Origin of the sequence: Brevibacterium sp. CCUG 69071, from assembly GCF_021023135.1 — a bacterium.
In the GTDB taxonomy this organism is placed as follows: domain Bacteria; phylum Actinomycetota; class Actinomycetes; order Actinomycetales; family Brevibacteriaceae; genus Brevibacterium.
This window is the reverse complement of the sequence record NZ_PGFV01000003.1, coordinates 16,242-30,983: the sequence shown is the minus strand read 5'-3', so window position 1 is coordinate 30,983 and position 14,742 is coordinate 16,242. Positions and strand designations below refer to the sequence as shown.

The window sequence follows — 14,742 nt, the reverse complement described above, 5'->3', positions numbered from 1 at the left end:
CGGCCGAACATCAAGATACCCGGAAATGATTGACTCCTGTCGGCTGCATCTATCCAATAGATGCAATTGACCGTCAACAACTATTGGCATTGACACTCTCGTCTGCGGTTTGCTGGAACACGAGAGGGCGAGGCGCACCATCGCCCCACGAGCAAAGACGCAAGTGCCGTATCTGCTTATCAGACGCGGTTTTCGAGAACAGGAGTGTCCCATGCCGGGCAAGGAAACTGAGACCACCGAAGTCGTCATCATCGGCGCGGGCCAAGCCGGAATCGCAATGAGCGAGCATCTTCAGTCCAGAGGGGTGCCGCACATCGTCCTGGAGAAGAATCGGATCGCCGAGGCATGGCAGTCTCGGCGCTGGGACTCCCTCGTCGCCAACGGGCCGGCCTGGCACGATCGGTTCCCCACGCAGGAGTTCGACGGCGTCGACCCCGATGGGTTCGCCACCAAGGACCAGGTCGCCGAGTACTTCCGGACCTTGGTCGAACGCAACGATCTGCCGGTGCGCACCGGGGTCACCGTGACTTCAGTGACCGAACGCGAGAACGCCCGAGGTTACCTCGTCGAGACCGATCAGGGCTCCATTGCGGCTGACTATGTCGTCGCCGCGACGGGTCCGTTCCAGACTCCGGTCATTCCGACGATCATTGACGAAAGCTCGGGGATCACTCAGATCCACTCGAACTCGTACAAGAATCCCGCGCAGCTCGACGAAGGCGCCGTGCTCGTCGTCGGCGCAGGATCGTCGGGTGTGCAGATCGCCGCCGAGATCCAGAAGGCCGGCAAGAAGGTCTACCTGGCAGTGGGACCCCACGATCGCCCGCCGCGCGCCTACCGCAACCGCGACTTCTGCTGGTGGCTCGGAGCCTTGGGCAAATGGGATCTGGCCGCCCCTCCCGTCGGAGCCGATCACGTCACCATCGCCGTCAGCGGTGCCGAAGGCGGACACACCGTGGACTTCCGCAATCTCGCGGCCTCGGGGATCACACTGCTGGGCCGGGCGAATTCCTATGCGGACGGCAAGCTGCAGATCGGTTCCGACCTGGCGGCGAACATCGCCCGCGGTGATGACAACTATCTGTCCCTGCTGCGTGAGGCCGATGAGTACATCGAACGCAATGGGCTCGACCTTCCTCCGGAGCCCGAAGCCCATGAGCTCGGTGCCGATCCCGAGTGCGTGTCCGACCCGATCCTCGAACTCGACCTCGCCGAGGCCGACGTGCGAACCGTGATCTGGGCGACCGGATTCGGTGTCGACTACTCCTGGCTGGCCGTCGACGGTGTCCTCGACGAGCGCGGCTACCCGGTTCAGCAGCGTGGCGTCACCCCGGTTCCCGGTATGTACTTCCTCGGCCTGCCGTGGCTGTCTCGTCGCGGCTCGAGCTTCATCTGGGGAGTGTGGCACGACGCGAAATACCTCGCCGACCAGATCGAGATCCAGCGGAAGTACCGCGACTATGAGCCGGACCACCAGACCGCGCTCGCCTCAGCAGCATCGTGATGACCGACAGCTCTTTAGCACCCACCCGCACGGAAACGGACTCAATCGGGAGCCTCGAGATCCCGACGTCAGCGTATTGGGGTGTGCACACGGCCCGAGCAGGCGAGAACTTCCCGATCGCGCGCAGGCCGGTCTCCGTCTACCCGGACTTCGTTCGTGCCTTCGCCTGCGTGAAGCAGGCGGCGGCACGGGCGAACCTGGAGATCGGCGCGCTCGACGAACAGCGGGCGAACCTCATCGATGCCGCCTGTGAGGAGATCAAGGGCGGCAAGCTCCACGACCAATTCACGGTCGGCGTCATCCAGGGCGGCGCGGGCACCTCGACGAACATGAACGCCAACGAGGTGATCACGAACCGTGCCCTCGAGATCGCGGGTCATGCGAAGGGCGACTATTCGTTCATCAACCCCAATGATCATACGAACCACAGCCAGTCCACGAACGACACCTACCCGACGGCGATCAAGATCGCGCTGGCCTTCTCGCTGCAGAATCTGCTGAGCGAACTTACGCTCCTCGCCGATGCCTTCGCTGCCAAGGGACGGGAATTCTCACACATCATCAAGGTCGGTCGGACGCAGCTCCAGGACGCGGTGCCGATGACCCTGGGGCAGGAGTTCACGGCCTTCGCCACCACTCTGCGCGAGGATGTGCAGCGTCTCGAAGAGGCCGTCGCTCTCCTCGGCGAGGTCAACATGGGTGCCACGGCCATCGGCACGGCGATCAACGCACCGGTCGGGTACAAGGAAGCGGTGATCGAACACCTGCGTGCCATCACCGGGCTTGAGCTCGTCACCGCCGGCGATCTCGTCGAATCGACCTCGGACACCGGTGCCTTCATCACCTTCTCCGGGGCGCTCAAGCGCAGTGCGCTGAAGATGTCGAAGATCGCCAACGATCTGCGCCTGCTGTCCTCGGGGCCGCAGGCGGGTCTCGGTGAGATCAACCTGCCTGCCCGTCAGGCGGGGTCCTCGATCATGCCCGGCAAGGTCAACCCGGTGATTCCCGAGGCCGTCTCCCAGGTCGCCTACTCGGTCGCCGGAGCCGATGTCACCGTGTCGATGGCCGTCGAGGCCGGCCAGCTGCAGCTCAACGCCTTCGAACCGGTCATCGCCCACTCGCTGTTCCAGTCGATCACGTGGCTCGAACGCGCGTGCCAGACCTTCCGCATCAACTGCGTCAACGGCATCACCGCCAACGAGGCGGCGCTTGAGGACACCGTGGCCCGTTCCGTCACCGTCATCACCGCGCTCGCCCCGGTCATCGGCTACGCGCCGGCCGCGCAGCTGGCCAAGCAGGCACTGGCGACGAATGAGCCGATCTCCGATCTGGTGGTGGCGCAGGGGCTCCTCGACAGAGCCCAGCTCAAGGAGATCCTCAAGCCGGAGCGCCTGACCGGATTGCCCGCCGATCATAGTGTCGAGAACTCAGCCGAGAGCACCGAGGCTGTTCCCCGCGATGAGATGACCTCGGAGATTCCGGTGGTGCCTGCGGCTCCTGGGGCGTCATCTGCCGAGTGAGATGGGTTCGGTGTTCCCCAGGAGTTCGCGCAAGCCGCGAGATTCCGGGGTGCATCAGCTCGACTTGAGCGCCAGCGCCTCCCACGCGAACGTCGCCACCCAGTGCGAGGACATGTACTCGTCCGACACGGCGGCCTCGAGTCCTGGCGCCATGAGCCTGTCGACGCGGGTGAGCATGCCTTTGGCCTGATCGGCCAGACCAGGGGAGCCCTCTCCGCCGGCCTCGCCGATGCGCTGCAGTCGCGGTGCCAACCGCATGACCGATGCCGCGACTGACAACCCCAGACCATAGAGGTGACTCTGCTGACCGTCGGTGGGATCGAGAACCTCGACCGGGGTCAGCGCCGGTGACTCGGGCGAGAGTTCAGAGAGGAAGCCGGGCAGCCAGACGGCGAGCTCATCTTCGGTGAGCAGGACGGCCATGAGGTCGGCCTCGCACAGCCCGGGGGAGAGGAAGTCGTGACCGCTGCGTTCCTGGTGGAAGTTCCACGCCTGGTCCTCGGCGAAGAAGCGACGCGCGGCACCGGCGATCGTATCGACGACATCGTGGCGGTCCGCAGCTCTGGCCGCGATGAGTATGCGCCGCAGCGCGAACGCCGTGTTCGAGTGCACCCCATGCCGCACCGGTTCGGCGACCCTCGGCAGCCAGTCGCTGACGAGGGTGAAGACCGTATCGGCGAGCACCTGCGTGTGCTCGGCCAACCCGCGCAGCTCCGGAACATCACTTGCGTGCAAAGCGCGATTGATCTCGACCGCCCACGCCCACCCGTACGGGCGCTCCCACGACGGATTGCCACGGAGGAAATCCGCCTCGGCGAGCATATTCACCTCGCTCAGATGCGAGGTGAGCACCTCGATGGCCTCATCCCGCCACGAAGCCTGACGTCCCGCCTCGGTGCCGAGCAGGGACGCCAACAGGTAGTGCATGTGCACGCTCGAATGCCAGTCATAGGAATTCGCGAACGCGGGATTCTTCTCGACAGCCGGCACGATGTCGGCGAGGCTGTTCGCCGTGTGATGAGCCGCAAACGGGTAGTCACGGGTGATGTTGGCCAGGGCCACCTCGGCGAATGGGTGAACGAAATCGTCGGGGGATGTCATGGGTCCTCTTCGGCTCGGGGGTCCCCACTCTACTCGGACGACCCTGGCAGACCGCTAGGCTGGAAGCGCAGAGACTCAACCACCGGGAAGGAGGCGAACCGCGATGTCAGACGTCCGCGTCTACGGCAAGACCGTTGACGAGCACACCCGGTGTGAGCACTATTCGACCGAACTCGACATCATCGCGATCCGCTTCGCCTGCTGCGACAGGTACTACCCGTGCCACCACTGCCACTCCGAATGCGCCGACCACCCGGCCGAACAATGGCCCCGCGATCAATGGGACCAGCCCGCCATCCTCTGCGGAATGTGCCGGACCGAACTGACGATCGAGACGTACAAACGCGTCGACGCCTGCCCGGAATGCACTGCACCCTTCAATCCCCGCTGCGCGGCGCACTCGGATCTCTACTTCGCCGGCTGAACGTCCACCACCCAGGTGACGCCGAACCGGTCAGTGAGCATGCCGAAGCCGGAGCTCCATTCGGAGGCGGTGAGCGGCTCGATGATCGCGGCCCCCGCGCTCAGCCCCTCCCAGTACGCGGCCACCTCGGCGAGGGTCTCACCGCGCACCGAGAGGAAGAACGGCCGGTCGGTGATCGTCATCCCCCGCTCGCGACGGGCACCCGGCGCGGGCGCCGCCTCGGCGGGAGAGCTGCCGGGGATGTCATAGGCCATGACGGTGAAACCGCTCGCCGAGGTGAGGCTGCCGAAGACGATCCGATCGGCGTCCGGGGAGCCCTCCGGTGCGCCGAGCTGACCGTAGGTGGTCGCCTGCACCTCGCCGCCGAAGACCTCCCGATAGAAGTCGAGGGCGGCACGCGCGGTGCCGGTGAAGTTGAGATGAGTGGTCGTCGAGATGGTCATGAGTGTTCCTCTCCGTGCAGTCGCCTGCATCGTGTCAACGGCGGCCTGAGCGCCGCCGAGGCTCACTCTCACAGCCGTAGAGGACAGATCCTGTCCTCTACCTGCGGCACAATTGAAACCATGACCGGACCCTCGTCACGCATGCTCGACCTGCTCTCGCTGCTGCAGGTGCGGCGGGACTGGTCCGGTGCCGTCCTCGCCGAACGCCTCGACGTGACCACACGCACCGTGCGCCGCGACGTCGACCGGCTGCGCGAACTCGGCTACCGGATCCGCACCCTCAAAGGACCCGACGGAGGCTACCGACTCGAAGCCGGCTCCGAACTGCCCCCGCTGAGATTCGACGACGAGCAGGCCGTGGCCATCGCGATCGCGCTGCAGAACTCCCCGCAGACCGGAGTCGCAGTCGACGAGGCGGCCGACCGTGCGCTCGCGACGATCCGTCAGCTCCTCCCGGCCCGACTGCGCACACGGATCGACCACCTGGCCTTCACGACCACCGACGGGGACGACCATGCCGACCCGAGCGTCATCGAGACGATCAGCACCGCCGTGCGCGAAACCATGGTGCTGCGCTTCGACCACGCCTCCGGGAGTGCAGACGGAACAGCAACGAGCCGACCGCCTCGGCGGGTCGAACCGCACGACATCATCGCCCGCTCCGGCCGCTGGTACCTGCTCGGCTGGGACCTCGACGCCGAGGACTGGCGGATCTTCCGCGTCGACCGGATCACCCCGCGCATCCCGACCGGACCGCGCTTCCGGCCGCGGGAACTGCCGGACGGCGGTGCGACGGCGTTGCTCGAGGCCCGGTTCAAAGGCTCGGACACCGAAGACCGGTGGCCGTGCATCGGGACTCTCGACATCGACGCCCCCGCCGCCGAGGTGGCCCGCTGGCTCCACGACGCCCACGTCGAGGCGCTCACCGAGGAAACGTCTCGGGCCACCCTCGGCTCATGGTCGTGGACCGGCCTGCTCGCCCATGTGCTCCGACTCGACCGCGACTTCCGGATCCACGGGCCCAGTGAGCTGATCGATGCGGCGAGAACCCTGGAGAACCGACTGAGGAGGTCCCACCGATGACCGACACCACCCCGGAGACACCGCTCATCGTCGCCGACCTCGACGCCTGGCACGACTGGCTGATGGCCAATGATCACTCCAGCGACGGTGTGGGGGTGCTGCTTGCGAAGAAGGGGGTCACCACGCCGACCTCGCTGAACTACCAGGATGCTCTGGAGGAGGCACTGTGCAGCGGATGGATCGACGGGCAGCGCCGCCGGTTCGATGACACGAGCTACGTCCAACGGTTCACGCCCCGCCGACCGCGATCGACCTGGTCACAGCGCAACGTCGACATCATCGAGCGCCTCGAGTCCGCTGGGCGACTGCGTGAACGCGGCCGCGCCGAGGTGGCGGCGGCGCAGGCCGATGGCCGCTGGGACCGCGCTTACCTCGGACAGTCGCAGGTGACGGTCCCCGAGGATCTGGCCACGACCCTCGCCGAGGCGCCTGCCGCCTCGGCGGCGTTCGATGCCCTCACCCGAGCACAGCGGTTCCAGGCGATGCTGCCGATCCTCACCGCACGCAGCGACGAGGCCCGCGCCCGAACCATCACTCGACTCGTCGACCGCCTGCTGCGGGCATCGCGGTCGTAAGCTGGGACCGAGTGACACCCCAGACGACCGCGCGAGAGGAACAGCCATGGACGAGCACGACCGCGCCGACACGAAGGAGCACTCTGCAGAGTCGACGGATTCCGGTGGGGACAGTCTGCTCACGGTCATCATCGCCTTCGTCGCGAACCTGCTCGTGGCCATCGCCAAGACGGTGGCAGCCGTGCTCACCGGGTCTGCGGCGATGGTCGCCGAAGCTGCGCACTCCTGGGCCGACACCGGCAACGAGATCTTCCTCATCATCGCCGAGCGCCGTGGCGGGAAGCCCGCCGATGCCGAGCACCCGCTCGGGCACGGACGCGAGGCATATGTGTGGTCGATGTTCGCCGCCTTCGGGCTCTTCTCCGTCGGCTCGGCCGTGTCGATCTGGCACGGCATCCAGTCGCTGACCGCCGACGAATCCGAGACCAGCTACCTCGTCGGCTATATCGCCCTCGGCGTCTCGGCGCTCTTCGAGGGCTTCTCCTTCATCCAGTCGGTGAGGCAGGCCCGGGGCCGCGCCCTCGTGCTGCGCCGCCACACCGTCGACTACGTGATGAACGGATCGAACCCGACCCTGCGCGCGGTGTTCGCCGAGGATGCCGCGGCGCTCATCGGCATCGCCATCGCCCTGCTCGCCATGGCACTCCACCAGATCACCGGCATCGCCGCCTTCGACGCGATCGGGTCGATCCTCGTCGGAGTGCTCCTCGGCATCGTCGCCGTCGTCCTCATGGACCGCAACCGCCGATTCCTCGTCGGCGAGACCGTCAGCCCCGCGGTGCGCGATGACCTCCTCGCCTCAATGCTTGAGAACCCAGCGATCGCCAGCGTCTCCTACCTCCACATCGAGTTCGTCGGCGCCGGTCGCGTCTACGTCGTCGCGGCCGTCGACCTCACCGGCGATGACCGGGAGAGCGCGCTCGCCGTACGCCTGCGAGAGGCCGAGGTCGAGCTCGAGAGGCTGCGAATGATCCAGGAGGTCGTGCTCACTCCCTCGGCCCCGGGGCGGGAGCCTCTCAAGTTCGGCAGCACCGACACGGGCCCCGAACAGCTGTCGTGACTGGGTCGTTTGCTGGGGCGGTGGTCGTGATCGCCGAAGTGGGTAGCGCCGTTACGGCTTGTTAAGCGGGGATAAGCCCATGATCGCGAGGGGAATATTTACTTTAGGGTGCCTAAAGTAAATGTTCGGAAAGTAGGGCCCTAGGGCATGGTCGCTACCGTTACACCAGACTATATTCGTTCGTATGGGACGTTTCCGCACGCACAACCCCGGCGCTCTCATCCGCGAAGCGCGGCTCGATTTTGATATCTCCCAAGCTGAGCTCGCTCGTCGAGCTGACCTCGCCGAGAGCGTCATTGCCGAGATGGAATCGGGTGTGCTGAGTGTCGATCCGGACATGCTCGAGCGCGTGTTGCAGGCCGCGGACTATCGGCCCAATGTCGCCCTGAAACGTTGCTACGCAGAGATCCGTCAGGAGGCTGCCCGGCGGGATCTGCGCAACGTCCGGATATTCGGTTCGGTCGCCCTGGGTGATGACGGATTCGACAGTGATATTGACCTTCTCGTCACTCCGGGCAAGGGAACGACCGCGTTCGACATCGCCAATTTCGTTGATTGCGTTCGCCAGATCACCGGTTTTCCCGCAGACGTCATCGTCGACACGAAGCCCTTTCCTCCTGGATGGACAGCAGCCGAGGAGGCCGTTCCGTTGTAGGGCTTCCACGAAATGAGTCCTTATGGAGCCTCGCTGCCGCTCAGAGGCAGCCAAATCATTGCGGTGCATGGAGGATGCACACCCGAAGGGTTCTTCAATTGAATCGAAACCTGCTGAATAGTGACTAAGAGGGCTTGCGAGCTGCTTTACGACTTAGAACGGAAGCCCCTTCACTGGTTTCGCGAACCTAGGTGAGATGAAATCTAGCTGTCCCGTGGTCTGCTCCCCGACTGGTTACGCAACCGTCGTCGTGGAGCGTGGAGACATAGCTGCGGCGTGGGGTCGGAACGGCAAGAAAGAGGCACTCTTCAGAAGTTGTGGTCAGTTGGTCGGCCACCTATTTCGTGCTGGCTTTGGCGCGAGGTATCGATAGTAAGTCCGTCATTTAGAAACCATTTTCTGAAATCTGACTAGTTGGATAGTCTGAGGCTCTTACAGTAGGAGGAAATGGCAATGGCTCGACGCAGAGGCTTTGTTGCTGAGGTCCAGCGACAGATGCGCATTCAAGCACAGCAAGAGAACCAGCGGCAGCGTGCACGAGAACGTGAACGCGCCGCGGCGAATAGGCGACTAGAACAGGCGCAGCGAGAGCAAGAGTGTGCGAGAGTTGCGGCTGCAAAGGCAACAGCAGCTGAAAAGAAGCGACTGGAGCGAGAAGCAGCCGCAGCTTATGTGGCTTCACGTCAAGCAGAGGTCGAAAGGCTCAACGACGAACTGGCGGCAACCTACGCGGAGCTCGACGGCATCCTAGCTGCGACGTTGCCCGTCGATGACTATATTGATCTTGAAACCTTCCGAATGAAGGTGGAACATCCACCGTTCGAGCGCGAAGACTTGCGTCAGCCGTTGCAACGGCCAACGCCAATCCCAGACCCCGCATGGCCTGAAAGGGCTGAAGTACCGAAGCCAAAAGGACTGTTTGGGCGCAAGAAAAAGCATGCAAAGGCCCAGATGGAAGTGGAGATACAGTACTCGGCAGATTTTGATCGCTGGCAGCGTGAAGTTGCTAGTCTGCCGGCGCGACGGGAAGCGCAAGAGCGAGAATATGAAGAAGCAGAGGCAACAAGAGTTGCACGGCTAGAGACTGCTCTGCAGTTGTATAAGCAGGAGTGCGAGAGCCGACAGAACGAAGTCGACAAACTCAACGCTGAATTGGACGAGTTCATCTCAGAACTCAGTTACGGCGTCCCTGAACGAGTCGAAGAGTACATCTCTCTCATCCTGACGAACTCTTCATACCCCGAAGGGTTCAACGTCGAACACTCGTCCAAATTCGACCCCAATACTGCTGAGCTGACCATGCAGGTGTTGATTCCTGGTCCGTCGGAGATCCAAACTGTCAAGAACTACCGCTATGTGAAGACCTCAGACGAACTTACAACGACATCGCTTTCACAGAAGGCCATCAAAGATCGGTACACGGGGATAGTCCACTCGCTGGCGCTACGTACCTTGCATGAAGTATTCGAAGGTGACCGGCGAGAGCTGATCCAAGCCATCTCACTTGTGGTGGCGACTGAGACCCTGAATCCAGCGACCGGGAGAAACGAGTTTGTGCCGTTGGCGGCAGTGGCAGCTGGCCGCGAAACTTTCAACTCCCTGGAACTGTCGGCAGTAGTTCCTGCGGCAACCCTGGAGTATCTCGGCGCTACGGTTTCTAAGAATCCTGTGGGTCTCGTTCCTGTTGACGTCGATGGCATACGGGCAACTAAATGACAGATGACGGTGGATTGATTTTTAATCCCCCTCCAGGCTGGCCCGCGCCGCCGAAGGGATGGTGGCCACCCGCATCGTGGGCTCCGGATCCTGCATGGCCGCCACCGCCTCCAGGCTGGCAACTATGGATCGCTGAAGACCAGGGTGCCTCAATCGAGTCCAGCGATAATGCCGCAGATTCACACGTAGGTACTGAAAGTAGTGAGACGACAAGGCACATCGGGTCAGAGCCGGTGAGCGATCAAGTTCCGCCGCGCCCAAGTAGCCCTCCGGTCTCGGTGCCAGACCTGCAGGCGGAATTGGAATCTCTCGCTGCCGAAAACTTGGGGCTCAAGCAGCAACTCCATTCGCGGTCAACCGACCTAGTTGAGCTGAACGACCAAGAGGTGCTCCAAGACGTTGGTATTTACCGGTATCATCACCCACTCGAGTCAGCAGCTGCATACAAAGAACGGCTTCGCGAGATTGAAAGCCAAATTGCTGCCCTGGTAAAGAGCAAAAGGGCGATAACCCGTTCAGAACTGTTTACGTTCAACAATTCCTTGGCGCAGGGGAAGAAGCTCTCCAGTGATCTGGGGAGGCTCATGCTGCGCGCCTACAATGCCGAAGCTGACAATGTGATCCGATCACTCAGGGCAGGAAATCTTCGAACGGCACTTCGGAGGCTCGAAGCAACCCGAAATGCCATCACCAAACTGGGTGCATTGATGGAGATGCAGATCGGTGACCAGTACCACGACCTTCGCGTGCACGAGGTTGAGCTGACCGCTGACTGGCTGATGAAAAAGCAGGAAGAGCGCGAGGAGGCAAGGGAAGAACGACAGCGTCTCCGGGAAGAGCGGAAGGTTCAACAGGAACTTGAAGAAGAGCGCAAGCGTCTCGACAAAGAGAAGACCCACCTGACGAATACTTTACGTATTCTTCAGGAACAGGGGCAGGCCGATGATGCATTGAATGAGCGCCTAGCGGTCATTGACGAAGCAATCGAGCACAATGACTTCCGGGCAGCAAATATCAGAGCTGGCTACATCTACGTGATCTCGAATGAGGGCGCATTCGGTCGAGGCGTGGTGAAGATCGGTTTGACGCGGAGGCTTGAGCCATCTGAGCGGATTTCCGAACTGAGCGGCGCTTCTGTCCCGTTCCGATTTGATACGCATACTCTGTTTTTCTCAGAGGACGCAGTGACCCTTGAAAACGAACTCCACAAACTCTTCGCTGATCGTGCTTTGAACCAGGCGAACCCCAGAAAAGAGTTCTTCTTTGCGACTCCTGAGGAGGTAAGACTAGTTCTGATGGAGCGTGTCGGGAACATGCTGGAATTCACCGATACCGCGGAGGCTGCGGAATTCAGACAGTCATGGTCCAAGTGGCCGGCACGTCCGCGCGAACTAAGGGGATAGGGGGCACCTACCCTCCAAGTAGCCCCTTGATGTCCTCGGCCGTGACGGTCTGGCTGAACGCCTGGCCGGAGGGTCCGCGGCCGGCGAAGGTGCCGCCCTCGGTCATGAGTGAGTCGAAGAGCTCGGCCTTGCGCTTCTGCAGGGCGAGCACCTTCTCCTCGATCGTGCCCTCGGTGACATACCGGTAGACCATGACGTTCTTCGTCTGCCCGATCCGATGCGCTCGGTCGATGGCCTGATTCTCCGAGGCGGGGTTCCACCACGGATCCATGAGGAAGACGTAGTCAGCCTCGGTGAGGTTGAGACCGAACCCGCCGGCCTTGAGGCTGATGAGGAACACGGGCGCGACCCCCGTGCGGAACTCCTCGACGACCCGCCCGCGATTGCGGGTGGAACCGTCGAGGACGACATAGGGGACGCCTCGGCGATCGAGCTCCGCGGCGACATGGGACAGGAACGAGGTGAACTGGCTGAAGATGATCGACCGGTGCTCTTCGGCGAGGACATCGTCGAGGCGTTCGAGCATCGCGGTCAGCTTGGACGAAGGAACCTCAGCGTGTTCGGCATCGACGATGCTCGGGTCGAGCGCGAGCATGCGCAGCAGCGTGAGAGACCGGAAGACGATGAACCGCTGCTTGTCGTAGTCGCTGTCGATGAAGCCGAGGATCTTCTTCCGCTCCTTCTGCAGCACCCGATCGTAGAGCTTCCGGTGTGCGGCGCTGAGCTCGACGGTGATGACCTGCTCCTGCTTCTCGGGCAGATCGGCGGCCACGAGGTCCTTCGACCGGCGCATCATGAACGGGCGGATCCGTCGCTGCAATCGCAGCATCCGGCCCGGATTCTCCCCGCCTTCGATGGGCCGCACGTACTCGTCGTCGAAGCGATGCGCCGAAGGGAAGAGACCGGGCGCGGTGATGGCGAAGAGCGACCACAGGTCGCGCAGCGAATTCTCCAGCGGAGTCCCGGTCAGCGCCAGACGGAAAGGAGCGTTGACCGCCAGCGCCGCCTGGTGAGCCTGCGAAGAGCTGTTCTTGACGAACTGGGCTTCGTCGAGGATGAGGCCGGCCCACTCCAACTCTGAAATGGGCTCCTCCTCGAGCCTGAGCATCGCGTAGGAGAGGACGATGACATCGGCTCCGGCGACCACCTCGGCGAGGGTCGTCTTCCTCTTCTTCGTCGACTCGGTCACGACACGGACGTCGAGGTCGGGGGTGAATTTCGCGGCTTCTTTCACCCAGTTCGGGACCACCGAGGTGGGGGCGACGACGAGGAAGGGCGGCAGCGGCTCGGTCGGTGCCGAAGACGAATCGCCCGGTGTGGAGGTCGCGTGTTCGGCCTGCGCGTGTTCGGACCGCGCGTGCTGGATGAGTGCGAGGGTCTGCAAGGTCTTCCCGAGACCCATGTCGTCGGCGAGGACTCCGCCGAGGCGGCACCGGTAGAGCAGTGCCAACCAGCGGAATCCCTGGACTTGGTAGGGCCGCATCCGGGCCCCGCCCAACTCGGGCACCTCGGTTGCCGGCAGGTGCTCGAGATCGGCCAGGGCCTGCGCGGATTCGCGCCAGGTCACAGCCGGTTCGGACTCGTCGGCGAGGTCTTCGAACTCGGACCACAGGCCCACGTGCAGGCGCGAGATCTTCGGGGATTCGGGTTCCCATTCGGGGATGAGGTCCGCCTCGGCGAGGAGGGCTTTGAGACGGTCGAAGACGGGTTTATGCAGGGACAGGAAGGTGTCGTCGGCGAGTTTGATCTTCTTCGTCCCCGCAGCCAAAGCCTTGTAGAGCTTGACGAACGGGACCGCGTGGCCGTCGACGGTGATCTGGAAACCGAGGTCGAACCAGTCGTTCTTCTCCGATTCGACCGTGGTGATCTTGACGTTCGGTTCGCCCCCGAGCTCCCGGTAGGGCTGCTTCTTCCCGCGCTCGATGACCTTGAGGTGGGCGATCTCGGTCAGCCCGGGAAGGACGTTGACGACGAAGTCCGCAGTGTCGGCATCACGCAGTTCGGTGTCGATGGGGGAGCGCAGCCGCGAGCCGGTCTCATAGGTATCGGCCAGCACTTGGTTGACCTCTCCGAGGACGGCGGCTTCGTGCTCGGGATCGCGGAGTCCGTTCGCCGAGGCGGTGCCGACTCTGCCTGCTGAGGTCCCTGTCTTGGCCGGCGAGCTCCCCGCATTGCCGGCTCTGCCGGGAGCGGCGATCGGATAGGTGCGCCGCGGGCCCGAATACTCCCAGTACCAGCGCACGCTGAGGTCATCGATGCCGGCGTAGGTGAGGAAGAGGACGAGCCGGGGCTCGCGGTACTGCGGGAACGTCACGGAGTCGTCGCTGCTGACCACCTCGGCGCTGGTGCGCAGCTGGGGGTAGTACTCCTCGAAGAACTCCTCGGTCTCCGCCGCTGGGATCGTGATCGGTCCGGGGGAGGAGAACACGAGCAGCGCCGAGGTGGTCGTCGGCTTCTCCGCCGGCGCCAGTGTGACACTGAATCCGGATCGGACGTCGACGCCGAAGAATCCGTGCGTCCAGATGGGTTTGACCAGGCCCGGAGCGAACTCGCGTTCGTCGATCGTCGTCCGCGGCTGTACACGCAGCTGACCCTGTACTCGGCCGACGTCGATGAGGCCCTTCGCCCGGCGGCCGATGCGCACGTCCATGCCCTGATTGACGCCGACGAATTCGATCCCGAGGTGCCGGCCCTGTTCGAAGAGCTCCCAGAGCAGAGGAGTGTGGAAATCGCCGAGGTTGTACGGCGCCCCGTCGGGAGTGAAGTCGGTCTTGTCTCTGGTGCGCAGCCCGGCGAGTTGATTGAACCATTCCTGGTGGCGGGGGTCGACGTCGAACTGGCGGGCCATGCGGTCGATGGTGCGCCAGGTCAGGGACTTCTTCACCCAGTTGCCGGATTCGCTGAGCAGGAGAGGGCGAATCGCCAGGGCGGGATTCGCCCCGGGGGTGACCTCGTGGCTGTCGAGGAGATTCGTGTGCTTCGGCTCGAACCAGGTGCGGGCGACGATCTCGACGAGCTCGAAGCCCAAGGCCACGGGCGTGTGCTGCTGGGGAACCGCCTCGGCGAGGGGAGCGAAGGCCTCACGCCAGTCGGTGGAGATGCCGGTGCCGCCGGTCGCGGCGGTTCGTTTCTCTGCGGCGAGGCTCTGTTTGTTCTTCCTGGCGGCGTGTGGTCGGTTCTCGTACACCACACCATCCTCTCACTGGCAACTGACACCGGCGGCGAAACCGCAACAGCGAACTCCGGTTGAACGGAATG

12 protein-coding genes are annotated in these 14,742 nt (G+C 63.4%); 9 read left to right on the top strand and 3 right to left on the bottom strand.

The genetic code is table 11. The features are described 5' to 3' along the window. The first annotated feature begins 211 nt into the window (after positions 1-211). Positions 212-1,504: a flavin-containing monooxygenase gene (locus CV023_RS09375; protein ID WP_230745225.1), complete on the top strand. Its 1,293-nt coding sequence runs from the start codon at positions 212-214 to the stop codon at positions 1,502-1,504. After that, on the top strand, positions 1,504-3,024 hold the full coding sequence (locus CV023_RS09370; RefSeq protein WP_230745224.1) for an aspartate ammonia-lyase: 1,521 nt from the start codon (positions 1,504-1,506) through the stop codon (positions 3,022-3,024). The genes CV023_RS09375 and CV023_RS09370 overlap by 1 nt, the downstream gene beginning before the upstream one ends. A 54-nt stretch (positions 3,025-3,078) precedes the next feature. Here the strand turns inward: CV023_RS09370 and CV023_RS09365 are convergent, their stop codons facing one another. Then, a complete protein-coding gene (locus CV023_RS09365) occupies positions 3,079-4,125 on the bottom strand; it encodes a DUF2891 family protein (RefSeq protein WP_230745223.1) in 1,047 nt (348 codons plus the stop codon). A 103-nt stretch (positions 4,126-4,228) separates the two neighbouring features. Here CV023_RS09365 and CV023_RS09360 point away from each other — a divergent pair, with 103 nt between their 5' ends. Next, the gene (locus CV023_RS09360; RefSeq protein ID WP_230745222.1) at positions 4,229-4,549 is read left to right on the top strand and encodes a CHY zinc finger protein; all 321 of its coding nucleotides are present in this window, start codon (positions 4,229-4,231) and stop codon (positions 4,547-4,549) included. Here the strand turns inward: CV023_RS09360 and CV023_RS09355 are convergent. Further along, positions 4,534-4,992, bottom strand: a complete 459-nt coding sequence (locus tag CV023_RS09355) for a VOC family protein (RefSeq protein ID WP_230745221.1) — start codon at positions 4,990-4,992, stop codon at positions 4,534-4,536. The two genes, CV023_RS09360 and CV023_RS09355, sit on opposite strands and share 16 nt — an antisense overlap. Before the next feature lie 120 nt (positions 4,993-5,112). Here CV023_RS09355 and CV023_RS09350 point away from each other — a divergent pair, with 120 nt between their 5' ends. The 6 genes from CV023_RS09350 to CV023_RS09325 all read left to right on the top strand — a co-directional run bounded on the left by CV023_RS09350 (position 5,113) and on the right by CV023_RS09325 (position 11,484). Further along, on the top strand, positions 5,113-6,075 hold the full coding sequence (locus tag CV023_RS09350) for a helix-turn-helix transcriptional regulator (RefSeq protein WP_230745220.1): 963 nt from the start codon (positions 5,113-5,115) through the stop codon (positions 6,073-6,075). Then, a complete protein-coding gene (locus CV023_RS09345; protein ID WP_230745219.1) occupies positions 6,072-6,650 on the top strand; it encodes a YdeI/OmpD-associated family protein in 579 nt (192 codons plus the stop codon). Before CV023_RS09350 ends, CV023_RS09345 begins: the two co-directional genes overlap by 4 nt. A gap of 46 nt (positions 6,651-6,696) precedes the next feature. Beyond that, positions 6,697-7,710 (top strand): cation diffusion facilitator family transporter, encoded by a 1,014-nt coding sequence (locus CV023_RS09340; protein WP_230745218.1) that lies wholly within the window; start codon positions 6,697-6,699, stop codon positions 7,708-7,710. Positions 7,711-7,894: 184 nt separating this feature from the next. Next, positions 7,895-8,365 carry an XRE family transcriptional regulator gene (locus tag CV023_RS09335; protein ID WP_230745217.1) on the top strand — a complete coding sequence of 157 codons (471 nt, stop codon included), beginning with the start codon at positions 7,895-7,897 and terminating at the stop codon, positions 8,363-8,365. A gap of 453 nt (positions 8,366-8,818) precedes the next feature. Then, on the top strand, positions 8,819-10,081 hold the full coding sequence (locus tag CV023_RS09330) for a hypothetical protein (RefSeq protein WP_230745216.1): 1,263 nt from the start codon (positions 8,819-8,821) through the stop codon (positions 10,079-10,081). A 233-nt stretch (positions 10,082-10,314) separates the two neighbouring features. Further along, complete coding sequence (locus CV023_RS09325; RefSeq protein WP_230745215.1) at positions 10,315-11,484, top strand: DUF4041 domain-containing protein; 1,170 nt, start codon at positions 10,315-10,317, stop codon at positions 11,482-11,484. Between the two features lie 7 nt (positions 11,485-11,491). Here CV023_RS09325 and CV023_RS09320 read toward each other — a convergent pair whose 3' ends face one another. Then, positions 11,492-14,671 carry a DEAD/DEAH box helicase gene (locus tag CV023_RS09320; RefSeq protein WP_230745214.1) on the bottom strand — a complete coding sequence of 1,060 codons (3,180 nt, stop codon included), beginning with the start codon at positions 14,669-14,671 and terminating at the stop codon, positions 11,492-11,494. Positions 14,672-14,742: the final 71 nt, after the last annotated feature.